The organism is Paenibacillus endophyticus (assembly GCF_014192395.1).
Classification (GTDB): Bacteria; Bacillota; Bacilli; order Paenibacillales; family Paenibacillaceae; genus Pristimantibacillus; species Pristimantibacillus endophyticus.
Genome location: NZ_JACHXW010000031.1, coordinates 1 through 24,610, shown reverse-complemented (window position 1 = coordinate 24,610; position 24,610 = coordinate 1). Strand labels below are relative to the sequence as shown.

Below are 24,610 nucleotides of genomic sequence, written 5' to 3'. Positions count from 1 at the left end.
CGCTTCTTAAGCATTCGCTTGTTAGCGGGTTAATGGCCCGCATGAGTATTTGAATCCGTATTACTGGCATTGTGGTCATGGGACTCAGTCGTATCCGCAGGAGCGGCCTCTGTATCTGTCGTTCCGGTGGCTTCTGCCTCGCTGCTGCCATGATGCTGATGAGCTCCGCCGCCGCCATTTACATACTGCATGACTACTTTTTGGAACAAGCCTTCAGGGAAGCTGGAGAACAGCTGCACGTCAGATGTGCTTGGCTCCGTCAATTTCTCGAAGCCTTCCATGGTTAGGGCAGGCGAAGTTGCTTTCACCTCATCGACCCAGGCTTTATAGTCTTCCTCGGACGTCGCGTCGACTTTAAACGTCATTTTCGCGAAATCCTTGCCCGTGAAGTTGGCGCCTGAACCGTAATAGCTGCCTTGCTCATCGGCTTGCAGGAAGAGCGTCATCGCCATACCGGACATGGAATAGATTTGGCCGCCAAGCTGTGGTACCCAGAAGGAGTTCATTGCCGTATCGGAGGTAAGCTGGAACTTAATCGGCACGTCTTCCGGTATTTTAATATAATTGATGGTCGCGATATCCTCTTCGGGATACTTGAACAACCATTTCCAATCCAGTGACGTTACTTGAATCGTAATAGGCGCCTTGGCCGATTCGATCGGTTTGGAAGGCTCGAGCGCGTACGTGTATTTAACGGTAACGATCGCAAGAATGAGAATCGCTACAATCGGAATACTCCACCAAGTAATCTCAAGCTTCGTGCTGTGTTCCCAGTTCGGCTTATAGGAAGCCTTGCTGCCGGGCTTATCGCGATAGCGCCAGACGATAACAGCTGTCAGGATGAGTACGGGCACAATGATGACCGCGCATAATATGGTTGAGAAATAAATCAAATCTTTTTGAGACTCGCCGATTGGCCCCTTGGGATCGAGCACAATAAACTGCTCGCCGCAGCCGGAAAGCAATACGGCCATTAGCATAATAAATACGGGTGTCAGCACACGAAGAAACGGTCTCATCATCAGTTCAACTCCTCAAAATTACTGCTTACGACTACAATAACAGATCTTCAAGCGAATAACTGCGGGGTTAACAATTACGTCAATAATTCGTCTTTATTCTGTAATACAAAGTTCACGGCTTAGACAACTGTTAGATTTAGGGCTTACCCATCCAAGTATCCTCTTACCTATCATTACCCAAAAGGCGGAGAATTGTCTCATGACGGATATAAAAGTCGAGGTTTAGGAAAGGAATGGAGAAGCCTGTCCTGTTCCTTACATATAAATAGACAGCTCCGCTTGGCGTTAGCCGAGCGGAGCTGTCTATTTAATGAAGACATTTTTCAATTGAAGTTTAATGTTACTCCATGTCCGAATGATTCGACGGTTGTTCTTGGTTCAGACGAGCATGAACGAGTCCAATCGCAGTACCAATGACATAAATATGAACGCTGCCGATGAGGAACCCGATGCCGACCATGAGCCCAACATTTCGATCGCTGAAATGGCTTAGATTAACGAGGCTAAGCAAAACGCCAACAGCTAGAACGACCCATGCAATGGCGGTCATTGCCTTGACAAGACGCTTGACATCTGATTTTGAATGTTGAACTTGGCTAATAGTTGCTGTTTTTGTTGTCATATTGAACACTCCCGGTCAATTGTAAGTGTTTTCTTATGTTTACTATACCACAACATTATGCTTTTGTTCAAAGAAAATTCACTTTTTGATCATAAATCGGACAAAAATGTGCAAAGGTCACGGCAGGCAGCAGAATCGGCAGCATGATCGGGCAGGCAGAAGCCAGCCTTACAATCGCGCAACAGGCTTCTGCTTCATTAGTCTGTCCACCACCGCTTCAAATCAGTCCACCAGGAATGTCCTCCGGCGCCTTTGCTGCCTTCGCCATCGCCGCCGCTCTCGCTTGCTGAGGCGGGCTTGCCGCAAACCTCGGTAGGCTCCGTTCCGATTAAAAAGCTCTCCAGCCGCTTATCCGGACAATCGCCGATAGCAAGCTTGCCGCTGGCGGGCTCGATGAATAGATTCACGACGCCATCAGGAATCGGAAAGATTTTCGGCGGAACGCTGGCTAGCGCCTGCTCCGTAAATTTGGCGAAGATCGGTGCTGCGCGGTACGCCTCAGCAACGGTAAGCTTGCGGTCCTTGTCGTAACCGACCCATACGGCTGTGGCAAGCTCAGGCGTATAGCCAACCAGCCACGCGTCCGTAGACGTAGTGCCTGTCTTGCCTGCGACTGGACGCTTAATAATAGAAGATACACGATGCGCGGTACCTCCTTCGTCAAACACACTCTCGAGCAAGCTGGTCATCACATAGGCCTCTGCAGGCGTAATGGCTTGCTCGGTCTGTGATTCCGCTTCATATAATACCTGTCCTTTGCGATCCTCGATGCGAATAATCGCAGTAGGCTCAATCCGAAGGCCGCCGCTGGCAAAGGTCCCAAAGGCAGAGGCCATTTCGAAGGGACTGACTGGAAATGTGCCTAATGCAAGGGAAGGCACGGGCTTCATGGGGCTGTCAATGCCGAGCTTTCTCGCCGTTTCAATAACCTTGTCAGCGCCTACGGTCATGATCGTATTGACGGCATAAATGTTGTCTGAGCTTGCCATCGCCTTGCGCATATCAATCAGCTCATTGACATATTTATCGCCGTAGTTGCGGGGTTCATAGGTTTTGCGGCCTTCATCGTAAGTAAAGATCGTCGGCTCGCTTTTATATTTGGTAATGGGCGACATATAGCCGCTTTGCAGCGCAGTGAGATATAGAAAAGGCTTAAAGGAAGAGCCCGGCTGCCTTGTTTTGGCGAATACGCGGTTATATTGGTTCTGCTTGTAGTCTCTGCCGCCAACCATGGCTTTAATGTACCCATTCCGCGGATCGATCGCGATGAGGGCTGCCTGCTGCTCGGAACTCTCGGGAATACCCTCGGCGATAACCTCCTCGGCGGTTGACTGAGCCCCGGGATCCAGCGTCGTATAGATCGTAATGCCGCCTTCGTTCAGCAGCTGCTCATTGATCCCAAGCTTGTCGACGGCAATATATCGGATGTAATCGCGGAAATACGGTGCGAACCCTTCATGGGAGCCCGTTCCGAGCGGCTGAAAAGCGAGAACCTCGGCATAAGCGGCATCCGCTTGCTCGGATGTAATGGATCCGCCCTCGAGCATCGCCTGCAGAATGGTCAGCTGGCGATCCTTGGCGTTTTTCATATTCAAATAAGGAGAATAATATTTGGGCCCTTTCGGAATTCCTGCCAGCATAGCGCTTTCCGCCAGCGACAGCTCGGAGGCATGCTTGTTGAAGTACATCATGGACGCTGCTTCAATGCCATAAGAGCCGTGCCCGTAATAAATTTGATTCAAATACATGCCAAGAATCTCATCCTTGGAGTAGCTCATTTCGAGCTGTACCGTATACATGGCCTCTTTCATTTTGCGCTGCCACGTTCTCTCATGCGTCAAATACAGGTTGCGCGCAAGCTGCTGGGTGAGCGTGCTGGCACCTTGCCGTTTAGAGAGGCTTTGGACATTGACGACAACCGCACGCGCCATGCCTTTCATATCGAAACCGCGATGCTCATAGAAACGCTTATCCTCAATGGCGAGCGTCGCGTCAAGGACATAGTGGTTGATGTCCGAGAGCTGAACGGAACGGCGGTTCTCGCCCGCATGGAAAGTATCGATGACGTTGCCTTGCAGATCAACTATTTGCGAGGTTTGGCTAATGGCAGTGACCGGCAGCGATTGCGTGCGAAGGTAAATCAGCGTGCCAGCCATAAGGAGGATCAGCAGGCAGACTGCGGCAATCGACCATCGAAGCCATTTTTTCATATGCAGCATTTGGGGAAGGAACCTTTCGGATAACATGGGAAAAGCAGGCCGACGCCATGTCTTGCGCTGCCGTTTGGATGATTTGGTCATGGAGCGGACTCCCTTCAATGCAATGCTTCGCTTTTCCTTAGTATGGAAAAAGGGGGGGCTCCCTATTCATACGCCACGCGTATTCGTGCAAATATTTGTTAGATGAAGTTGGAAAATAGGAGTGCCGAAAGAGAAACCCAATCGTTTGCGCTTAGCTAATTCATAACCCGATCCGTGTAAAGACGGGGGACAGGGGGATGCGGTTGATGAGAAGTCCATGTCATGGTCTTCATAAACGTAGTTCGAGGAAGGTTGCAAAGCGAGCGGACACACGCCTATGGAGGCTTTGCGAAAGCTTGTGCGGGATCGATTTGCCGAGATCAAGGTGAAGCAGATCGCTGCTAGAGAAGCAGGCATCGTCGAGAATATTAGCTACATAGCAGCTACAAACGGCCAACGTTTAAATCTAACGTTTTTTTTGCCTTGAGGCAGTACTTTTAAAGCCGGCATACCGCAATTACCAATCCAACAACCATTAAAACGTTCGGAAAACCTTAATAAAAAGCGTGCCAAGGAATACTTGTAGTGAATGAATAATTTGCATATAATACAGGTTGAACGATTGAAGGAAAGAAGGGATTTTACGACATGGAATTGTGGTATACGGAAAAACAAACAGATAGCTTCGGCATTACGGCGAAGATTACGAAAACTTATGTAAATGAACAAACGGATTTTCAACAGCTGGATATGATCGAAACGGAAGAGTTCGGAACGATGCTCGTGCTTGACGGCATGGTTATGACTACAGTTAAGGATGAGTTCGTATACCACGAGATGGTTGCGCATCCTGTTCTTTTCACGCACCCGAACCCGGAGAACGTGCTTGTAGTAGGCGGCGGCGATGGCGGCGTCATTCGTGAGGTAATGAAGCACCCGAAGGTGAAGAAGGCTGTTCTGGTCGACATCGACGGTAAAGTAATCGAGTACTCCAAAAAATACTTGCCATCCATCGCTGGCGAGCTCGACAACCCGCGCGTTGAAGTGCTTGTGAACGACGGCTTTATGCATATTCATGATCATAAAAATACGTATGACGTCATCATGGTTGATTCCACAGAGCCAGTTGGCCCTGCTGCCAACCTGTTTACGAAAGGCTTCTACCAAGGCATCTACGAGTCGTTGAAGGAAGACGGCATTTTCGTAGCGCAAACGGACAACCCTTGGTTCAAGGCTGACCTGATCCAAAGCGTAAACAAAGACGTGAAGGAAGTATTCCCGATCGTTCGCGTATACGGCGCTAATATTCCAACTTACCCAAGCGGCCTTTGGACGTTCACGATGGGAAGCAAGAAGTACGATCCGACAGCTGTTGACGAGACAGCAATTCCGGAAATCGATACCAAATACTACACGCCGCGCCTTCACAAAGCAGCATTCGTGCTGCCGAAATTCGTTGAAGACCTGATTAAGTAACCAGCGGCTACGCTATACGAAAGAGAGGACAAGCCCTCATGAAATTGGATCAAAAATATTCCGGCAATGTCTTCATTCTGAGCTCGGACAACTATGAAGCCTCCAAAGCAGTCATCTATGGCATGCCGATGGATTTCACGGTCAGCTTCCGCCCAGGCTCCCGTTTTGGGCCTCCGCGCATTCGCGAAGTGTCCATCGGGCTTGAAGAGTACAGTCCTTACCTAGACCGCAGCCTGGAGGATATTGAATATTTCGACGCTGGCGATCTGCTGCTTCCTTTCGGCAACGCAGCACGCAGCCTTGAAATTATCGGTGAATTCGTACGCGGCGTCTTGGACGATGGCAAAATCCCCGTTGGACTCGGCGGCGAGCACCTCGTTTCTTGGCCGATTTTCCAAGAGGTGTACAAGAAGTACCCCGATCTTGCGATCATCCACTTCGACGCGCACGCGGATCTGCGCGAATCGTACGAAGGTGAGCCGTTGTCGCACTCTACGCCGCTTCGCAAAGCAGCTGGCCTAATGGGCGGCCAGAACATTTACCAATTCGGTATCCGTTCAGGCTCACGCGAAGAATGGCAATATGCGCGCGAGAACATTAATTTCCATCCATTCGAGGTTTTGGAGCCTTTGAAAAAGGTGCTTCCAGAACTTGAAGGCCGTCCCGTTTACCTGACCATCGATATCGATGTGCTTGATCCTTCTGCAGCGCCTGGTACAGGCACGGCAGAAGCAGGCGGCATTACGTCGAAAGAGCTGATCGAATCGGTTCATGCGATTGCCCGTTCCGGCGTGAACATTGTCGGGTTCGACCTCGTTGAGGTAGCGCCTGCCTATGATCCGACGGAGCAAACGCAGATCGTAGCGGCTAAGATTATCCGCGAGATGCTGCTCGGCTTTTTGAAATAGCCATTCGCTTCACACCATATATTCAGAAAAGGCTTCGCCGCCAGCGGTAAACATTCCGCTTGGAGGCGAAGCCTTTTTTAAAATATAGGAAAGTATATCTTTTCGCCAACTTTCTCTATATTACTACGCGAAACGTAAGCTTAGCCGCCAGAGGACGGCTTCAGCCGTTTACGCTTGGGTTGCTGCTGTCGTTAGAAACGACCGTTGTCGAACATGCGGCTGCGCGCGTATACATAAGCACTCTTTGCTATATGCTTAGCCTCATCATCGTTGCCCGCCATTAGGGCATCGTAAATCGATTTGTTCAGCTTATTGGCCGAATAGTGCTTAATATGAGGGGTCAACTTGTAATTAATATAAGAGGCCATAGTCGTTTGAGTCGTCGCATGCGGTGCTCCAGCCTTATTCCATTGCGCGGCAGGCAAGGACAGAACTGGCTTTGTGTCTGCCGTCATCCTGCAAGCGATTGGCGTTCCGCGCAGCACGGTGCTGAATGATTATGCACTGACGAATATGTTCGCCGATCGCTTCAAAGAGCAAATGCAGGGCGCTAGCCAGGCCCATGCGTCGATGATAAGCAGGCTCTCGCCTGAAGTAGCGCAAGCGCTCATGGAAGCAAGGCCGGCGTATCTGCAGGCATCCTTTGATGAAATGGACGCGCGCTATGGCGGCTTCGAGCAGTACTGGGAGCAGGGGCTGGGTCTCACCCTGTCAGATCGGGAGAAGCTTCAATATATGTACCTCACCTCATAAAAGCGATAAAGATCATAAACCGCCGGCAGCAGCTGAGCGGTTTTTTGCGTTTCCTTGGTTCGTTCGACAAAATTCGAAATTCACTTTCGAAATCATGTAATAAGCACTCTGTTTGTTCTCGCGGCGATTGAGCTTAAAGAGCGGCAGAAGTCGACGTGCTATAATTATTTGAAGAACACAAGCTAATTATATGAGCATCGAATCACGACAGTTTCTATTTGTGATCGAATCACGACAGTCTCAGCCGTAGCGTCAGTTGATCCAATACGGCTATTGCAAAAGGGCGAAATGCCGGAGGAAGACAGCCTCTTTGATATTATCTGATAAGGTTCGCTGTCCGGTCTGGCGTTCATGCGATTAAGGAAAGGCCTCAATGCGTAAACTAAACAGGGACTTAATGAATTTCTATTGCATGAATCTTAGTAAGAATGGACATAAAGGGGGATTATTATGCGCATTTATTCGTTTCCGCCCGTTATTGATGAACGTGCTCGCGTGCTTATCTTAGGGACGGCACCAAGCGTGAAATCACTTGAGCACCAGCAGTTTTACGGGCATCCTCAAAACTTTATGTGGCGGATTATATATCGATTATTCAACAATTCGGACATGGATCCCGTGTATGAAAACCGGCTCGCTTTTCTAAAGGAGCACCGTTTGGCGCTTTGGGACGTCATTGAGTCCTGCGAGCGCGAAGGCAGCTTGGACGTGAATATACGCGCGGAAGTGCCGCAGAAATTGCCGGAGCTTGTTGCTGATTATCCGGAGCTGCGCTGTTTTGCTTTTAACGGAGCGAAGGCATATGACACCTTTCACAAGTTTTACCGGGGGCATGAAAGCTTTAAGCAAATCACGCTGTTGAAGCTTCCTTCTTCCAGTCCGATTCCTACTCCAAAAATGCGAACGCTGGAGGACCGCGTAGGCGCATGGAGCGCCATCGTGCCTTATGCGACAAACTAACCGCGTTCTATCGTTGAAATTAAGAGTCTACCTGTATATAGTAGTTACATAAGATTAGACTGATAACAGGAGCAAGATAATGGCAGAGAACAGGAAAGTGCGAATTACATTAGAGAGCATACAGGATGGAAGCTCGCACATCCACGTTTATGAAGGCGAATGGTTCCGGAAGGAACGCTCCATCTTTATCCGATACATCGAGCCTGCCGTCGAAGGCGATCCGAACGCCGGCGAGGTGCGAACACTCGTGAAATATAGGCAGGGCGAGCTGTCTATTACGAGGCGCGGCGTGATTGAGTCGGAGCAGCTGTTCGTGCCCGGTCTCCGAAGAACGGGGAAATATCATTCTTCGATGACTTCGTTTACGCTTGAAACGGATACGCTGCAGCTATCGCTGAAGGAGCCTGACAATTCGGGAAAGAACGATGAATCGCTTCCGGATCGGCTGCCTTTCACGCTGGAGTGGGAATATGAGATGCATGTAGGACAACAAAAGTCGGGCCGTTTCCATATCAGGCTCCATATACAGGAGGATAAAAATCAATGAGCGCAAATGTATTGGAAAACATGTACGAGCAGGTTAAGGCAGCTATCGCGGATGCAGCGGTAGCGGCAGGACTTGCGTTGCGGGAAGAGCTTCCCGCGTTCGTAATCGAAGTGCCGAAGGACAAAACGCACGGCGATTTGGCGACAAACGCAGCGATGCAGCTAACGAAGCTGGCGAAGAAAAATCCTCGACAAATCGCAGAGGCGATTATCGAGCATTTGAATATGAAGGAAGCATCGATTCAGTCCGCTGAGATTGCAGGACCAGGCTTTATCAACTTCCGCATGGATAACAGCTATCTTTATCCCGTAGTAGCCGCGGCAATTGAAGCAGGCGAAAACTACGGCCGGACGTTGGTAGGCAACGGCAAACGCGTACAGGTTGAATTCGTGAGCGCGAACCCAACAGGCAGCCTGCACCTCGGTCACGCACGCGGTGCTGCTGTAGGCGATGCGCTATGCAATGTACTCGATTATGCAGGATACGATGTGACGCGGGAATACTATATCAACGACGCCGGCAAACAGGTCGAGAATCTCGCAATCTCGATTGAGGCGCGTTATCGCCAAGCTCTGGGACAAACAGCGGACATGCCGGAGGACGGATATTACGGCGAAGATATTATTGGTTTTGCAAAGCTGCTGGTTGAGCAAGAAGGCGACAAGCTGCTGGAGCTGCCTGATCAAGAGCGGTTTGCGTTTTTCCGTCAATTCGGACTGGAGCGTGAGCTCGACAAGATCAAACGGGATCTAGGAAGGTTCCGCGTAGGCTTCGATGTATGGTACAGCGAGACCGCGCTTTACGAAAGCGGTCAAGTCGAGCAAGGCCTTGAAGCATTGAAAGCGACAGGGCATGTTTATGAGGAAGAAGGCGCAACCTGGCTTTCGACAATGACCTTCGGTGACGACAAAAACCGCGTGCTCGTGAAAAATGACGGCTCATATACGTATTTGACGCCGGATATTGCTTATCACCGGGACAAGTACGGCCGTGGATTCGATCAAATGATCAACATATGGGGAGCCGATCACCATGGCTACATTCCGCGCGTGAAGGCGGCCATGGAGGCGCTCGGCAATGATCCGAAGAAGCTGACTGTCTTAATCGCTCAGATGGTGAGCCTGTTCCAGAACGGCGAGAAAATGAAGATGTCCAAGCGTACGGGGAAAGCCGTCACGATGCAGGATCTGATGGACGAGGTCGGCATTGATGCGATTCGTTATTTCTTCTCCATGCGGAGCATGGATTCGCATCTTGATTTCGATATGGACCTTGCCATCTCGACTTCCAATGAGAATCCGGTGTTTTATGTACAATACGCGCATGCCCGTATTTGCAGCATCTTCAGACAAGCCGAGGAGCAGGGCTTGACGCTGAAATCGGCCGACGAGATTCAGTTCAGCAAACTGACAGCGGAAGGCGAGTTCGATCTCCTGCGCAAAATCGGCGAGCTTCCTCAGGAAATTACGGAAGCTGCCGCGCAATATGCGCCGCATCGCCTCATCCGTTACGTATATGAGCTGGCCTCCCAGTTCCACAGCTACTACAGAGCAGAGCGCGTCATCACAGAGGATGCCGAGCAGTCTCATGCACGCCTTGCCTTGCTGGCTGCCGTACGCATCTCTCTTGCTAACGTTTTGCGCCTTGTTGGCGTATCCGCGCCGGAGCGGATGTAGCATGATCCAAATAAAACAAGCCATGGACTTATGATTTGTCCACGGCCTGCATCATACGCATCACATCGAGCTCGCCGATCGTTCGGCGGGCTTTGTTGCCTCTAAGGGGCTGTACGGAGCGTTTGATGATCGCCTTAATTTCAGTTGGAGAAAGCCCTGGCTTATGCGCAAGCAGCAGCGCGATCGCTCCGCTGACATGCGAGGTAGCCATTGATGTGCCGCTCATTTCATTGTATTTGCCGCGAAGCCAAGCTGAAACGATTTTATCGCCTGGCGCATAGACATCAATGTAGGCGCCTCTGTTGCTGAACGCTGCCACGCGGCGCAGCTTGTTGGTTGCGCCAACCGCAATGGTTTGCGGGTAGCGAGCCGGATAGTCGACCGACCGCCGTTTTCCGTCATTGCCGGAGGAGGCTACGATAATGATGCCTGCATTATGGGCATTGTTAACCGCGCCGAGCAAGGCCTTGCTTCTAGTTTTCATGCCGAAACTCATGTTGATTACGTTTACGCGATTGCGGATGCACCACTCGATTCCGAGAATGATATCGGAGACGAAGGCGCTCCCGTTATGGTCGAATGCCTTCACGGGCGAAATCAAAGCACGCGGCGCAACGCCGATCATGCCTTGAAGCTGATTGGCAGCTGCGATCGTGCCTGCGATATGCGTGCCATGTCCGTTATCATCATGCGGAAGCATGCTGCGGTTCAATAGGTTAATGCCCCGCGAGAGCGAATGGCGAAGATCGGGATGACTGAAATCAGCCCCCGTGTCGATGACGCCTATCTTGATGCGATGGCCGGTTGTTGTGCCCCACGCCTGCGGGGCCTTGATCTGATTAACGCCCCAGGGAATGCCTTTATCTACAGTAATCGATTTTTGCGATGAAGAATGAACGCTGATTTTGCAATCTTTTTCGATCCACACCCGGCCAGCGAAACGCTCCAGCGTCTCCTCGGGATGCAATCGGCATGCAATTCCGCGAATGCTTGGCATTTGTCTTATGCTTTTATGTGGCGATGATGACGAAGCGACCTGCGGCAATTGTTCCAGGAAGTTTCGGTAGTCGCTCGCACGCTGGAAACGAATGATTCGTTTCACAGTTGATCTGTCCGTGCAAGCCGTTGTATCCTGCAACAAGCGGATAAAAGCGGCGGTGTCCAAACTTGGCTTCCCCTCCCGACGGACCGTGCTGCACTATTGTATGACCGAGCGCTCCATATCGCATGAGCCACTTGCCTTTTTTCACATAATTAGGCAACAATCCGTGTCAAAATCCGCTTGGTGACATACCATGAACAAAGGGTTCTCAGGAGCTCTTACGTCCAAGGTGCGTTACCTCGTGTCATGGCCGGATGGATACAGTCAAAGCGGAAGGATGATCCTTTCGCTTTTTGCATTTAAGTCCAAGCTGTACGGGTGCGGCAAGGGCCGCTTGCTTTTTTAGAGGAAATAGGTTTTACTATACTTTGACTAGCGTAATCGACGGGTGCCATCTACTGGCAGCAACCGCTCGTCGCGCAATGATATGTGAGCGGTGTATACGAGGAAAACGTACACGGTCCTTGCATTTCTAATGGAATGAACGCGTACATAATTTGATTGGCAAGAGAGGATGTGTCCATATGAGCAGCAGCAATTTTACGTTAAAGCTGGATCCTGAACGTATGAAGGAAATGCCTATGGTCGATTTGGCCTTTGAAGTGCTGAAAGCGGCTAATACACCTTATTACTATCGCGATCTCATGATGGAGATCGCTAAAATACGCGGTCTTAACGCGGAGGGAATCAACCAGTTCATCGCACAGGTTTATACGGAGATCAACATTGACGGACGTTTTGCTTGTGTCGGCAGCAATATGTGGGGACTGAAACGCTGGTATCCTGTTGAGCGTTCCGAAGATCCTGTAGGTAATGCGAAGCGTACCCGGATCATTAACGATGACGATGATCTTGAGGACGATGATGTGTTCGCAGACGAGGAAGAGGATACTTACGCTGAAGCCGAAGAGGACTACGACGTATTTGACGAAGACCGCGAGGACTTCGAAGAAGCGGAAGAGGAAGCGGAAGTGGACGAGGAAGTCGGCATCGATGACGAGGAGCTTGACGAGGAAGAGGTCGACGGCGAATTGGATGCGGATGACGAGGATTCCGACGATGAGGATTTCGAAGAAGACGATAGCGACGAGAAGTAAGCTGAAGGCTGCCATGTCGGCGTAATCAGCTCGCGCATGTCTATCCTTTTTGTTCGTACGAGCTTTGCCTCTAGCAATTAACACGGATACGCGTTGCATCCTGTCGGTTTAGCTTGACAGGTGCTGCAAGCGCAGAGTAAACTATCTCATGGGCTAAAGATTCGGTTAACTAATAATGCATACAAGCGCAGGCGACTGGAGCCGTTCAATTGAGGCAGCCAGCTCGCAGCGCGGTGAAATATAAGCGCAGCAGCATGCTATACAATGCTCCTTATATTTTTATAAATGCCAAAATGGAAAAGTGCCCCGTTACTACGGGTGTCACTTTTTTTGTTTGTGAGGGATGGGTCTGTAGGATGCATTCCCACAAACTGGATGGACGAGCGGAGCTTATTCGCATCCATGTTTATCGAGTAAATGGGCAAACCTAAACATTAACCATAGGAGCTTGGAGGGTATCATCACAGTGACCAAATATATATTTGTAACCGGCGGCGTAGTGTCGTCCTTGGGCAAAGGGATTACGGCAGCCTCGCTCGGCAGATTGCTGAAGAATAGGGGCCTCAAAGTAACGATTCAGAAATTCGATCCTTATATCAACGTGGACCCGGGAACGATGAGTCCATACCAGCACGGAGAAGTTTTCGTTACCGACGATGGCGCAGAAACGGATTTGGACCTCGGGCATTATGAGCGTTTCATCGATATTAATCTTTCCAAAAACAATAACGTAACGTCGGGCAAAATTTATTCCAACGTCATTACCAAAGAACGCCGAGGCGACTATTTGGGTGGAACGGTTCAGGTTATCCCGCATATAACGAATGAAATCAAGGATCGTGTATTCCGCGCGGGCAAAGAAGCGGGCTCCGATGTTGTCATTACAGAAATCGGCGGCACGGTAGGGGATATCGAGAGCTTGCCATTCCTTGAGGCGATTCGCCAAATTAAAAGCGATATCGGCCGTGACAACGTGATGTATATCCACGTCACGCTTATCCCTTACATCAAGGCTGCAGGCGAAGTGAAAACCAAACCTACACAGCACAGCGTTAAGGAATTGCGCAGCATCGGCATTCAGCCTAACGTAATCGTATGCCGTACTGAGCATCCGCTGGCCGATGATTTGAAACGCAAGATTGGCTTGTTCTGCGACATCGACGCTAATGCCGTAGTGGAATGCCGTGATGCTTCGACATTGTATGAGGTTCCGTTAATGCTTCGCGAGGAAGGTCTTGACGAGATCGTCGTGAACCATCTGAAGCTGAAAACCGATCCACCGGATATGCGCGAGTGGGAAGAGCTTGTTAAGCGTGTCAAATCGCTTCACAAGAAAACGGAAATCGCGATTGTCGGCAAATATGTTGCGCTGCATGACGCTTATTTGAGCATTGTGGAGTCGCTTGAGCATGCGGGCATTGCTTCCGATTCAGAAGTGAAGATTCGTTGGCTGCACGCCGATGAGCTTACGGAAGAGAACGTTGGGGAACAGCTGCAAGGCGTTCACGGTATTCTTGTGCCTGGCGGCTTCGGCGATCGCGGTATCGAAGGCAAAATTACGGCGATCAAGTATGCGCGCGAAAAACAAATTCCGTTCTTCGGTATTTGCTTAGGCATGCAAGTTGCTGTAATCGAATATGCTCGCAACGTAGCTGGACTAGCTAATGCGAACAGCTCCGAGATTAACTCGTCCACGCCGTATCCGGTTATCGACTTGCTGCCGGATCAGAAGGACATTGAAGATATGGGCGGCACAATGCGCCTTGGACTATATCCGTGCAAGCTGAAAGCGGACACGCTTGCGGCACGCGAGTATGGCGATGAGCTTGTTTATGAGCGTCACCGTCACCGGTATGAGTTCAATAATGAATACCGCGAGATGATTGAGAAAGCGGGCTTGACGATTTCGGGCACTTCACCTGACGGACGTCTTGTCGAAATGGTGGAAATGGCTGACCATCCATGGTTTTTGGCTGTTCAATTCCACCCGGAATTCACGTCTAGGCCGAACCGTCCGCAGCCTTTATTCCGCGGATTCGTACAGGCAGCGCTTGGCTATTCCGAATAATTAACCGTCACTTCTGCTTATGACATATTCCATAACAACAACTGATAACTTTTTCTCGGAGTGAGAAGGATTATATACCCCACCTAGCGAATATATTAACGATTATGGAAGAGTTGGCCATTTTTGTAGGTAAACTCAGTCGCGGGGGGATTTGGAGTTGGATAAGAAGAAAGTGTTGATCGTTGATGATCAGAACGGTATTCGCGTATTGCTAATGGAAGTGTTCAGCAGCGAAGGCTACAATACGTTCCAAGCGTCTAATGGCAAGCTGGCTTTGGAAATCGTGAAGAACGAGTCTCCCGATCTTGTACTGCTGGATATGAAAATTCCTGGCATGGATGGTCTGGAAATTTTAAAGCATGTGAAAACGATTGACCGGAACATTAAAGTCATCATGATGACGGCATACGGTGAACTTGATATGATTAAAGAAGCGACAGATCTCGGCGCATTGATGCATTTTACGAAGCCTTTCGACATCGACGAGATGCGGATTGCGGTTAATATGCAGCTGCGCGGAGGAAACTCCACAAGCCGCTTTGCAATAGGCTCCTAAATTCATACAATAAAAACGGCATCGTCGCTTGCTTGGGGCGATGTCGTTTTTTTCATTTTTTGGAAGCGTGAAAACAAGCGTTACTATTTCAAGTTCCAGTATGGTATAATGGCTCAGAATGACAAGCTGCACCCTTGATTTTTTTATGCTCAAAGGCAAAGTACTTATACGATGCATATATGTTCAGCCCTTGCGCGATGCGAAGTAGGCTGGTATTCAATGAAGCCATACGCTTGTCTTATAAGTCATATTCAAGCGCAATAACAGGAGTAAAGGAATCAAACCGCCTCAAACCGGCCAGTGGTAGAACACTCGCTTGCTTTGGCGGTTCTTCCTTTATTCTCTTCCAATCTACGGGAGGAAATATAATTAGATGGAGAAATTAATGATACGAGGCGGACGGCCGCTTCGAGGAACTGTCCAGATCAGCGGGGCAAAGAATAGCGCGGTTGCACTCGTGCCTGCAGCGATTCTGGCAGAATCGGAAGTTGTGCTCGACAATTTGCCCATAATAAGTGATGTAGCTGTTTACGGAGAAATTTTGCAGGAGCTTGGCGCAGTTGTGAAACGCGACGGGGATATGATGCGCATTGATCCATCTCAGCTTGTTTCGAAGGCAATGCCTAATGGGAAGGTAAAGCTGCTGCGCGCTTCTTATTATTTAATGGGGGCTATGCTCGGAAGATTCGGAGAAGCAACGATTGGCATGCCTGGAGGCTGCAACTTTGAGCCAAGACCGATCGATCAGCACATCAAAGGTTTTGAAGCGCTTGGAGCAACGGTTACCAATGACCACGGTTCAATACGAATCTCAGCGAAAGAGCTGCGCGGCGCGAAGATCTACCTCGATGTGTCAAGTGTTGGTGCTACGATTAACATTATGCTTGCTGCATCCAGGGCAAAAGGGCTAACCGTTATTGAGAATGCGGCAAAAGAGCCTGAAATTATAGATGTAGCTACTCTCCTCAATGCTATGGGCGCAAAAATCAAAGGCGCGGGAACTGAGACGATCCGGATTGAAGGGGTCGATCGGCTTCACGGTTGCCGCCATTCCATTATTCCTGACCGAATCCAAGCTGGTACGTACATGATAGCTGCTGCGGCTACTCGCGGCGATGTCCTTATTGATAATGTTATCCCGAAGCACTTAGAAGCAATGACAGCGAAGCTGGAAGAAATGGGCGTTCAGGTTATTGAGATGGATGAGTCTATCCGCATTATTGGTGGACCGGAATATTCATCTATTGATGTAAAAGCGCTCGTGTATCCTGGCTTTCCAACCGATCTTCAATCTCCCATGACCACGCTGCTTACTCAAGCGACAGGTGTCAGTATTCTAACGGATTACGTGTACGGCACAAGATTCAAGCATGTGCCGGAGCTATCTCGCATGGGCGCTAATATCCGTGTTGAAGGCCGTTCCGCCGTTATTGAGGGCGGCAAGCTGAATGCAGCTAAAGTAAAGGCTGCAGACTTGCGTGCAGGCGCTGCGTTAGTTGTTGCTGCATTGACAGTAGATGAGGGTGTTACTGAAATTACAGGCGTTGAATATATTGACCGAGGTTATGATAATCTAGTAGAAAATCTATGCCGATTAGGTGCTGAAGTGTGGCGTGAGACAGAAGCCATCTCCTAAGGAATAAGATGATGCGGACGCTGTGGAATAGACGGCGTCTAATTCGGCAATGATGATTAATCAGTTCTATGATTTTACTAGATATACGAAATCATAATGAAAATTGAATAAAGTGGTGAGAACATGACAGACCTTCAGATCGCGGATCTAGAAGAGATGAAGTTAACTGATTTATACAAATTAGCGAAGCAGTTTCAGGTTCCCTATTATGGAACGCTCAAGAAAAAGGAACTGATTTTTGCCATTTTGCGTGCCCAAGCGGAAAAGAGCGGCCTCATGTTCATGGAAGGCGTGCTCGATATATTGCCAGAGGGCTTCGGATTTTTACGGCCTATCAACTATTTGCCGAGCAAGGAAGATATCTATATTTCGGCGTCACAGATCCGCAGATTCGATCTGCGGAGCGGCGATCTTGTATCCGGAAAGTGTCGTCCGCCTAAAGAAAACGAGCGTTACTTCGGTCTTCTCCAGGTGAATGCTGTAAATGGCGAGAACCCGGAGACAGCATCGGAACGGCTGCATTTTCCTGCGCTTACTCCTCTTTATCCAGAAAAGAAACTGGTTCTGGAGACGACATCGTCGAAGCTATCCACACGCATGATGGATTTACTCGCTCCTGTTGGGCTTGGGCAACGCGGCTTGATTGTTGCTCCTCCGAAGACGGGTAAAACATTGCTGCTCAAAGAAATTGCCCACAGCATTTCAGAGAACCGCCCTGATATCAAATTGTTTGTCCTGCTTATTGATGAACGTCCCGAGGAAGTAACTGATATGCAGCGCTCGGTGAAGGGCGAGGTTATTGCATCGACCTTTGATGAACTGCCGGAGAATCATATTAAAGTAGCGGAGCTTGTTCTCGAGAGAGCTCTTCGCTTGGTTGAGCATAAGAAGGATGTAGTCATCTTAATGGATAGTATTACTCGTCTAGCGAGAGCCTACAACCTAGTTATTCCTCCATCTGGACGTACGCTTAGCGGTGGTATCGACCCGGCGGCGTTCCACCGTCCGAAGCGGTTCTTCGGTTCGGCCCGAAACGTTGAGGAAGGCGGCAGCTTGACGATTCTCGCTACTGCCCTAATCGAAACGGGCTCGCGTATGGATGATATTATTTATGAAGAATTTAAAGGTACGGGCAATATGGAGCTCCATCTCGACAGGAAGCTTTCCGAACGACGTATTTTCCCTGCGCTCGATTTACGCAGATCAGGCACAAGACGGGAAGAAATGCTCCTTACAAAGGAAGAGCTTGAGAAGGTTTGGGCCATCCGCAGGGGCATGACGGATACGCCTGACTATGTCGATAACTTTTTGAAAAAACTAAAAGACAGCGAGAACAACGAACAGTTCCTCATGTCTCTTGATACAACGGTAGAAGCGAAGCCGGAGCGGTCCGGTATCAAAAGCAGCACGACAGCGACCAGCAGGCGGCCAACGCCTAGAACGACGCACGGATCGTAAGGCCGCAGGAGGGAGAACAACATGAATCTCGTATATGCGGATGAGAACGGCAATGTTTTTGACCATCCCGATTTTATAGCACTTGGAAGAAGCGGCGATATGATTGTCGAGATTATGGAGGAGGAATTGATTCCTCTTCCTAATGGCGCGACTTTAGTAAGCCTGCCTTTTACTAGGCCGATTGGTCTTAATCCGGACTCCGGCGAAATGCAAATGCTGCCTGGCGGCGCGCAAGCGGTTGGCGCGCTGCTGCCCCAAGGCTTTACCCGTCTATGTCTGCCGGGGTACGTGAAGGCCGATAAGAATGAGAAGCTGCCATTGTTCGGATATACGGCAGTGGTGTGGAAGGATGGAGGCTTTTATGTTACGGCGGAGCAATGCGATGATCCGGAAAGATGGGATCCGCTCAATTGCGACCGCGGTGAATTAGGCATCCAAGTCGAACGTATTCTTGCCAAATACCCGGAAAATCGGCTGTATAAGCACTTATCCAATTGCGCATTGGGATACGAATGCCTAACCTCTTCGAACACCTTCCTTGGCAGATGGGAAGGAGCCGTTCCGGTGTCCTATTCTTGCAATGCCGGATGTTTTGGCTGTATATCGGAGCAGCCTGACGATAGCGGCTTTGTCGCTCCGCAGACTCGCATGAACTTTAAACCGACCGTTGAAGAGGTTGTGGAGATTATGCTGGAGCATCTTCGTGAGCCGGAATCGATTATCAGCTTTGGACAAGGTTGCGAAGGGGAGCCTTCAACGCAAGCTAGAATTATTGTGGAAGCGATGAATCGCGTTCGCAGTCAGAACTCGCTTGGCTATATCAACATCAATACCAATGCGGGTTTAACGGATTACATGCGTGCTATCGTGGATGCTGGGCTAAACCTGATGCGGGTAAGTACGATTAGCGCCCTCGATGACCACTACAACGCTTATTACAAGCCGCGTGGCTACACCTTAAAGAATGTGGAGAAGTCGCTGAAATATGCGTCTGACAATGGGGTATATACCTCTATTAACTATTTGATTTTTCCAGGGGTTACCGACCGCGAGGAAGAAATTGAAGCGATGATCGGCTTCGTTAAGCGAACCGGACTTAAGCTCATCCAAATGCGTAATCTGAATATCGATCCTGAGAGTTATTTGGCTATTATTCCAAAGGCCCAGGGTGAAATTTATGGGATGAAGCAGATGCTGGAGATTTTTCGCGAGGAGCTGCCGGATGTTGTGATTGGTTCCTATACACATGTCCCGCCTGCCGCCTTGCGCCGATAAGAGTTCCTTATTCGGTAATTTTAGCTAATATTAACATATGAGCGATTATTCATTGCAACTGTAAAAGAGTTCATGCTATAATCCGAGATGTGTGATTTAACTCTGGGTCCGCATGCGACTCAGGGCAGAAAGAGGTGAACGAGATGAAACAAGCTATTCATCCGACATACCACATCATTACAGCAACTTGCGCTTGTGGAAATTCCTTCGAGACTGGTTCGATTAAACCGAGCCTTCGCGTAGAGGTTTGTTCCCAATGCCACCCATTCTACACGGGTAAGCAAAAGTTCCTGGATGCTGGCGGCCGCGTCGATCGTTTCAAGAAGAAATACGGTATTTAATCCATTCAATCGTTCCGCCTTTATTTGGCAGAATACAAGAGCCTCCCTCAGCCATCCTATTGGTTAGAAGGGAGGTTTTTTGATTGGAAAAGAAACGAACGGTTCTTACGGATCGATTGGCTTCATATCGAATATCGTTAATGCTGCTACTCGTGCTGTTGTTAGCCATAACGCTTACGGCATGCGGCAGCAGCAAGCAGGACAAAATGAAAACATATGGTCATGACGGTTATATGGGATATTCGAACAGCAACCCAAACTTGCCGAACCGCCTTCAATATCTGAATTATAATGCAGATGGCGATATGATCGAGCAGGTGCTTAAGCCTATTAACGGCATAGAGCATACGAGAATTTATTTCAACGGTACGGACTTGCATGTAAACTTGGATGTGGCAAGTTCTTTGTCGGACGGGCAAGTTGAGCAGCTGCGGGCGAAGGCTCAGTCGGTTGTGCAACATAATATGCCGCGCTATAACGTTCATGTGGAAGCCAAACGATAAGAATCGCCATATGGTTCCAATTTACGGTACGAGTTGCGCTTTGTGCTCGAATCGGCTATACTTATTTTTGCCGTGCTAGATGGGGAGGTAGCGGTGCCCTGTAACTCGCAATCCGCTGTAGCGAGGTTGAATTCCTATTTGAGGTTATGCTGATGTAGGGTCTTGGCACTTGCGAGCAGTGTTGACAGTTGGGTCCTCCGCAATGGACGTTTGTGAACCCGGTCAGGTCCGGAAGGAAGCAGCCATAAGCAAATTAGTTCATGTGCCGGGGGAGTGCCTGACTCGAGCTGTAGTGCAAGGATGTCGCCTGGGTCGCATTTATCAGGAGTAGGTGCACGGTACTAACCATTTTTAAACCTTGAATATCAATAACAGAAGCAACACCTGGTTACGCTGTTCGATGCTCTAGTCGGAATTAGCGGAAGCAGGTGTTTTTGTTTAAATATAAGACTTTATATGTTTCACGCGATAACGTATTCTTCTATTTCTACGAGAAACGGATACCCTCCTCTTGCAGAGGACTGCGAAGCCGTTTCTTCTTGTAATAGAATATGGATTTGGCAGGTAAAAGAAAGTTTTGCTTGCTACACAGTTGTTGTATAATAGGAATGCGGCAATTTTTATTGCAATAAAAGGCAACACGAAAGGAAAGGTCTGCGTGTCACATATCGCTTTATACCGTGCCTGGCGTCCGCAGACGTTTCAGGACATGGTTGGACAACAGCACATTATCCAAACGCTGCAGAATTCCATTCGTGAACAACGAGTGTCACATGCTTATCTCTTTAACGGGCCAAGGGGAACAGGCAAAACCAGCGCTGCCAAAATACTAGCGAAAGCGGTTAACTGCGAACGTGGTCCGGCTGAGGAACCTTGTAATGAATGTGATGCTTGCATAGGGATTACCGCTGGTCATATTATGGATGTAATCGAGATCGATGCTGCTTCTAATCGTGGAATTGATGAAATTCGCGATATCCGTGACAAAGTGCGATATGCACCCTCGGAAGTGCGGTTCAAGGTTTATATTATAGATGAAGTACATATGCTTACGGCTGAGGCGTTCAATGCCTTGCTCAAGACATTGGAGGAGCCGCCGGGGCATGTGATATTTATCTTGGCGACGACCGAACCGCATAAGCTGCCTGCTACGATTATATCACGCTGCCAGCGGTTTGATTTCAGGCAGGTTTCGCTGGAAGAGCAGACGGAGCACTTGATTAAGATTTGCCAGGAGGAAGGTATCGAGGCGGATAAGGACGCGATTGCGTATATCGCCAGATTATCCGAGGGCGGTATGCGAGATGCGATTAGCTTGCTGGAACAGGTCTCTGCTTTTGCTGATAATCGTATTACGCTTGAAGCTGCGGTAGATGTGACTGGCGGCATGGCTGCGGATCACTTCTATCAATTGGCGGAAGCGGTCAAGGATCGTAATGTTTCGGCTGTGATGCCTCTGGTAGAGAGCTTGATGCAAGCGGGCAAAAGTGCTGACAAATGCCTCGAGAACTTGATCTATTACTTCCGAGATCTGTTAGTAATGAAGCTTGCACCTCAGGGCGGCGCGGTAACAGAAAGAATTGTTGATCCGGAACGCTTCAAAATGATGGCAGATGCCTTCACGCCAGCTCGGTTGTTCGCCATGATCGATACGCTCAACCGCTATCAAGTCGAGCTAAAGCACGCTTCCCAGCCCCAAACCTTGTTTGAGGTAGCGCTTATGAAGCTGTGTACGCTTGGCGATGAGCAATCCGCAGGCGGTGCAGCTGCTTCAAGTACGGGGTCTGCAGCTTCTAACGGAGCGCAAGCCGCGGAAGTGGGACGATTGCGGCAGCAGGTTGAGGCGCTTGAGCGCAAGCTGGAACAGGCCATGCAGAATGGAATAGCGGGCGGAGGACAATCTTCGGCTGCAGATCAGGCGGCAAGCAAGCAAGCAGCGCGAACGAACGCGGTTCGCACGTCGTTTGGCGGATCTGGGGGAGCGGCGAGAACCGTTAAGCTTGATCCGTATTTGGCGAATGCAGGCAGCCCTGAGTTCAATCAATTCCGTATGAAATGGAATGATGTCCTTCAAGGTGTGAAGGATGCCAAGATTACCGTTCATGCCTGGTTGAAGGATGGAGAACCAGTTGCTTCAGCAGATGATGCTATCCTTGTCGCATTCAAAAATACCATGCACCGGGAAACGACCGAAAAACCAGCGAATCGTGATATTATTGAAAAAGTGATGCACGAAGTGCTGGGGGGATCGTTCCGAATTGTTACAGTCATGATGAAAGACTGGCAGGCTGCCGCACAGGGGGCGGTTTCCCAGAAGAGTGAGACGCTGCAGCTCGAGCATGAGTCAGCTGAATCATCCAATGCTCCTCAGTCACCCGGCAGGCCGGTGTGGGTAGAGGAAGCCGTTAAGCTTTTTGGCGAAGACCTGGTAGTTGTGAAGGATAATGATTAAATACTAATGATGAGGTGAATAGAAATGAATAACATGAACCAAATGATGAAACAAGTTAAAAAAATGCAGGATCAAATGATGAAGGCTCAAGAAGAACTTGAAACGAAAACAGTCGAAGGAACAGCTGGCGGCGGTGTCGTGACGGTATCGGCTAATGGCCATAAGAAGCTGCTTAACATTACCATTAAGCCTGAGGCTGTAGATCCGGAAGATGTAGAAATGCTGCAGGATCTTGTGCTTACAGCTGTGAACGATGCGCTTACCAAGGTAGATGAGCTTGCGAATAAGGATATGGGTAAATTTACTGGCGGAATGAAAATTCCTGGATTGTTCTAGAGCAGCAGTCTTGCTTATGTTTGAAAGGAGCTGTACCCAGTTTTGCATTACCCCGAACCGATAGCGAAGTTGATTGATGCTTTTACGCGATTACCGGGTATTGGACCCAAAACGGCCGCCCGTCTGGCGTTTCACGTACTTCGAATGAAAGAAGACGATGTTATTGATTTCGCTAAGGCGCTAGTGAGCGTTAAGCGTAATTTGTTCTACTGCTCGGTTTGCTGCAACATTACGGATACCGATCCATGCAGGATATGTCAGGATAAATCGCGTGACCAGTCGGTCATTTGCGTCGTTCAGGATTCGAAGGATCTTGTAGCCATCGAGCGTATGAAAGACTATGAGGGGCAATATCATGTCCTGCAGGGTGCGATCTCTCCTATGGAGGGCATTGGACCGGATGAAATTCGAATTGCCGAGCTGCTGCGCAGACTCAGCGATGAGCGTGTGCAGGAGCTTATACTAGCCACTAACCCGAACATTGAAGGCGAAGCGACAGCGATGTACCTATCGAGGCTCATTAAGCCATTTGGCATTCGTGTGACGCGCATTGCACATGGATTGCCGGTTGGCGGGGATCTTGAGTATGCGGACGAGGTTACGTTATCGAAAGCGCTCGAAGGGCGAAGAGAAATTAATTAAATATATCTTTCCGAAAGCGGCGGCCCGGTATTTACTGGGCTCGCCGCTTTTGTTGTTTCGACAGACACACAGTCGTCCAATCTGCCGTTCTATTCCTTAGTCCAAGCCTATACATATAGTAATGGGTTGCGATGACGAAGATATGCGGGAGGGGATAGGCTTGATTAAAAAGCAGCAAGAAGCTGTACATAAAGATTCGGCGCTAATGGAGGAAATCCGAAAGGAAATATCGGAAGCACACCGTGAATGGGAGAATGCTAATCGTTTTTTTGAGTATGCGGTTGGAAAGGATCAAATCGATTACGCTATTTATAGTATCATTACTGCAGAGAAGAGATATGAAATGCTGCTTCGATTGGCGAAACAAACAAGTGAAAAATGGCCTCGTTGGGGAGGAATTAGAATATGAACGCGATTTGGTTGACTCTGTTCGTGGCATCTTCTCTTTTATTGGCTATTGTATTATTCAAGAACAAGCTGTCGTGGAGATTGCTTCGCAGCTTTACGCTCCATCTTGTCTTAGCTGCTGGATTGCTCTATTTGCTTAATTACTCTGATCTTTTGCCCGGTATTTACATACCCCTTAATCCGGTTACCATAGGAACAGTAATAACATTAGGCGTACCTGGGATTGCTTTAATAGTAGGTCTCCAATGGGTCGTTATATGATGGCTTTGTAAAAAGGTTGAAGTAAAAGGTTGACTCGCGTATCGTTTATATGCTACATTAGTTCTCGCGCCAAGAGTAAGTAAACAAGCTTTGAAAAAAGAAATTAAAAAAAGACTTGCATTAACTTGGGCAGCTGTGATATATTATAAAAGTCGCCAATGAGACACACGGCCGACACGAAAGAAAAGATTGCTCTTTGAAAACTGAACAACGAGTAACAACTGCCTCGCAAATCCTTCGGGATAAGCGAAAAAGCGATAACAAGTAATGA

General features: G+C 49.0%; 25 protein-coding genes and 1 other RNA gene. 21 read left to right on the top strand and 5 right to left on the bottom strand.

The window, feature by feature from the left end; translation table 11 throughout:
* Positions 1–29: 29 nt before the first annotated feature.
* The 3 genes from cyoA to FHS16_RS29705 all read right to left on the bottom strand — a co-directional run bounded on the left by cyoA (position 30) and on the right by FHS16_RS29705 (position 3,944).
* Entirely contained in the window at positions 30–1,019 is a 990-nt protein-coding gene (cyoA, locus tag FHS16_RS29715; protein ID WP_183571175.1) for a ubiquinol oxidase subunit II, read from the bottom strand.
* Positions 1,020–1,362: 343 nt separating this feature from the next.
* Positions 1,363–1,644, bottom strand: a complete 282-nt coding sequence (locus tag FHS16_RS29710) for a hypothetical protein (protein ID WP_183571085.1) — start codon at positions 1,642–1,644, stop codon at positions 1,363–1,365.
* 197 nt (positions 1,645–1,841) lie between these two features.
* Positions 1,842–3,944, bottom strand: a complete 2,103-nt coding sequence (locus FHS16_RS29705; protein ID WP_183571083.1) for a transglycosylase domain-containing protein — start codon at positions 3,942–3,944, stop codon at positions 1,842–1,844.
* Between the two features lie 277 nt (positions 3,945–4,221).
* Here FHS16_RS29705 and FHS16_RS29700 point away from each other — a divergent pair, with 277 nt between their 5' ends.
* The 3 genes from FHS16_RS29700 to speB all read left to right on the top strand — a co-directional run bounded on the left by FHS16_RS29700 (position 4,222) and on the right by speB (position 6,268).
* Positions 4,222–4,371, top strand: coding sequence for a hypothetical protein (locus tag FHS16_RS29700; RefSeq protein ID WP_183571081.1), 150 nt, complete (start codon positions 4,222–4,224; stop codon positions 4,369–4,371).
* Between the two features lie 161 nt (positions 4,372–4,532).
* Positions 4,533–5,360, top strand: a complete 828-nt coding sequence (speE, locus tag FHS16_RS29695; RefSeq protein ID WP_183571079.1) for a polyamine aminopropyltransferase — start codon at positions 4,533–4,535, stop codon at positions 5,358–5,360.
* Positions 5,361–5,398: 38 nt separating this feature from the next.
* Positions 5,399–6,268 carry an agmatinase gene (gene speB / locus FHS16_RS29690; protein WP_183571077.1) on the top strand — a complete coding sequence of 290 codons (870 nt, stop codon included), beginning with the start codon at positions 5,399–5,401 and terminating at the stop codon, positions 6,266–6,268.
* A 191-nt stretch (positions 6,269–6,459) separates the two neighbouring features.
* Here speB and FHS16_RS29685 read toward each other — a convergent pair whose 3' ends face one another.
* Positions 6,460–6,723 (bottom strand): hypothetical protein, encoded by a 264-nt coding sequence (locus FHS16_RS29685; protein WP_183571075.1) that lies wholly within the window; start codon positions 6,721–6,723, stop codon positions 6,460–6,462.
* Between FHS16_RS29685 and FHS16_RS29680 the strand changes: the two genes are divergently transcribed.
* The 4 genes from FHS16_RS29680 (at position 6,710) to argS (ending at position 10,204) form a co-directional block, all read left to right on the top strand.
* The gene (locus FHS16_RS29680) at positions 6,710–7,021 is read left to right on the top strand and encodes a tyrosine-protein phosphatase (RefSeq protein ID WP_183571174.1); all 312 of its coding nucleotides are present in this window, start codon (positions 6,710–6,712) and stop codon (positions 7,019–7,021) included. The two genes, FHS16_RS29685 and FHS16_RS29680, sit on opposite strands and share 14 nt — an antisense overlap.
* A 450-nt stretch (positions 7,022–7,471) precedes the next feature.
* Entirely contained in the window at positions 7,472–7,981 is a 510-nt protein-coding gene (locus tag FHS16_RS29675) for a DNA-deoxyinosine glycosylase (RefSeq protein ID WP_183571073.1), read from the top strand.
* A 79-nt stretch (positions 7,982–8,060) separates the two neighbouring features.
* Positions 8,061–8,528, top strand: coding sequence for a YwiB family protein (locus FHS16_RS29670; protein ID WP_183571071.1), 468 nt, complete (start codon positions 8,061–8,063; stop codon positions 8,526–8,528).
* Positions 8,525–10,204: an arginine--tRNA ligase gene (argS, locus tag FHS16_RS29665; protein WP_183571069.1), complete on the top strand. Its 1,680-nt coding sequence runs from the start codon at positions 8,525–8,527 to the stop codon at positions 10,202–10,204. Before FHS16_RS29670 ends, argS begins: the two co-directional genes overlap by 4 nt.
* A gap of 28 nt (positions 10,205–10,232) precedes the next feature.
* Here the strand turns inward: argS and FHS16_RS29660 are convergent, their stop codons facing one another.
* Positions 10,233–11,369 (bottom strand): S8 family peptidase, encoded by a 1,137-nt coding sequence (locus FHS16_RS29660; protein ID WP_183571067.1) that lies wholly within the window; start codon positions 11,367–11,369, stop codon positions 10,233–10,235.
* Between the two features lie 461 nt (positions 11,370–11,830).
* Between FHS16_RS29660 and rpoE the strand changes: the two genes are divergently transcribed.
* The 14 genes from rpoE to FHS16_RS29590 all read left to right on the top strand — a co-directional run bounded on the left by rpoE (position 11,831) and on the right by FHS16_RS29590 (position 24,339).
* Positions 11,831–12,403, top strand: coding sequence for a DNA-directed RNA polymerase subunit delta (rpoE, locus tag FHS16_RS29655; protein WP_183571065.1), 573 nt, complete (start codon positions 11,831–11,833; stop codon positions 12,401–12,403).
* 466 nt (positions 12,404–12,869) lie between these two features.
* Positions 12,870–14,471 carry a CTP synthase gene (gene pyrG, locus FHS16_RS29650; RefSeq protein ID WP_183571063.1) on the top strand — a complete coding sequence of 534 codons (1,602 nt, stop codon included), beginning with the start codon at positions 12,870–12,872 and terminating at the stop codon, positions 14,469–14,471.
* Positions 14,472–14,628: 157 nt separating this feature from the next.
* Positions 14,629–15,027 carry a response regulator gene (locus FHS16_RS29645; protein WP_183571061.1) on the top strand — a complete coding sequence of 133 codons (399 nt, stop codon included), beginning with the start codon at positions 14,629–14,631 and terminating at the stop codon, positions 15,025–15,027.
* A 373-nt stretch (positions 15,028–15,400) separates the two neighbouring features.
* Positions 15,401–16,663: a UDP-N-acetylglucosamine 1-carboxyvinyltransferase gene (murA, locus tag FHS16_RS29640; RefSeq protein WP_183571059.1), complete on the top strand. Its 1,263-nt coding sequence runs from the start codon at positions 15,401–15,403 to the stop codon at positions 16,661–16,663.
* A 123-nt stretch (positions 16,664–16,786) separates the two neighbouring features.
* On the top strand, positions 16,787–18,121 hold the full coding sequence (gene rho / locus FHS16_RS29635) for a transcription termination factor Rho (RefSeq protein ID WP_183571057.1): 1,335 nt from the start codon (positions 16,787–16,789) through the stop codon (positions 18,119–18,121).
* Positions 18,122–18,142: 21 nt separating this feature from the next.
* Positions 18,143–19,396 carry a radical SAM family protein gene (locus FHS16_RS29630; protein WP_183571055.1) on the top strand — a complete coding sequence of 418 codons (1,254 nt, stop codon included), beginning with the start codon at positions 18,143–18,145 and terminating at the stop codon, positions 19,394–19,396.
* Between the two features lie 143 nt (positions 19,397–19,539).
* Entirely contained in the window at positions 19,540–19,737 is a 198-nt protein-coding gene (gene rpmE / locus FHS16_RS29625) for a 50S ribosomal protein L31 (RefSeq protein ID WP_053373265.1), read from the top strand.
* 83 nt (positions 19,738–19,820) lie between these two features.
* Entirely contained in the window at positions 19,821–20,240 is a 420-nt protein-coding gene (locus FHS16_RS29620; protein WP_183571054.1) for a hypothetical protein, read from the top strand.
* A 70-nt stretch (positions 20,241–20,310) separates the two neighbouring features.
* Positions 20,311–20,579: signal recognition particle sRNA large type (ffs, locus tag FHS16_RS29615), an RNA gene on the top strand.
* A 319-nt stretch (positions 20,580–20,898) separates the two neighbouring features.
* Entirely contained in the window at positions 20,899–22,692 is a 1,794-nt protein-coding gene (gene dnaX, locus FHS16_RS29610) for a DNA polymerase III subunit gamma/tau (RefSeq protein WP_183571052.1), read from the top strand.
* A gap of 24 nt (positions 22,693–22,716) precedes the next feature.
* Complete coding sequence (locus FHS16_RS29605; protein ID WP_183571050.1) at positions 22,717–23,028, top strand: YbaB/EbfC family nucleoid-associated protein; 312 nt, start codon at positions 22,717–22,719, stop codon at positions 23,026–23,028.
* Positions 23,029–23,070: 42 nt separating this feature from the next.
* On the top strand, positions 23,071–23,670 hold the full coding sequence (gene recR, locus FHS16_RS29600) for a recombination mediator RecR (RefSeq protein WP_183571048.1): 600 nt from the start codon (positions 23,071–23,073) through the stop codon (positions 23,668–23,670).
* Positions 23,671–23,830: 160 nt separating this feature from the next.
* Entirely contained in the window at positions 23,831–24,079 is a 249-nt protein-coding gene (locus tag FHS16_RS29595) for a DUF2508 family protein (protein WP_246432043.1), read from the top strand.
* The gene (locus FHS16_RS29590; protein ID WP_183571044.1) at positions 24,076–24,339 is read left to right on the top strand and encodes a pro-sigmaK processing inhibitor BofA family protein; all 264 of its coding nucleotides are present in this window, start codon (positions 24,076–24,078) and stop codon (positions 24,337–24,339) included. Before FHS16_RS29595 ends, FHS16_RS29590 begins: the two co-directional genes overlap by 4 nt.
* Positions 24,340–24,610: the final 271 nt, after the last annotated feature.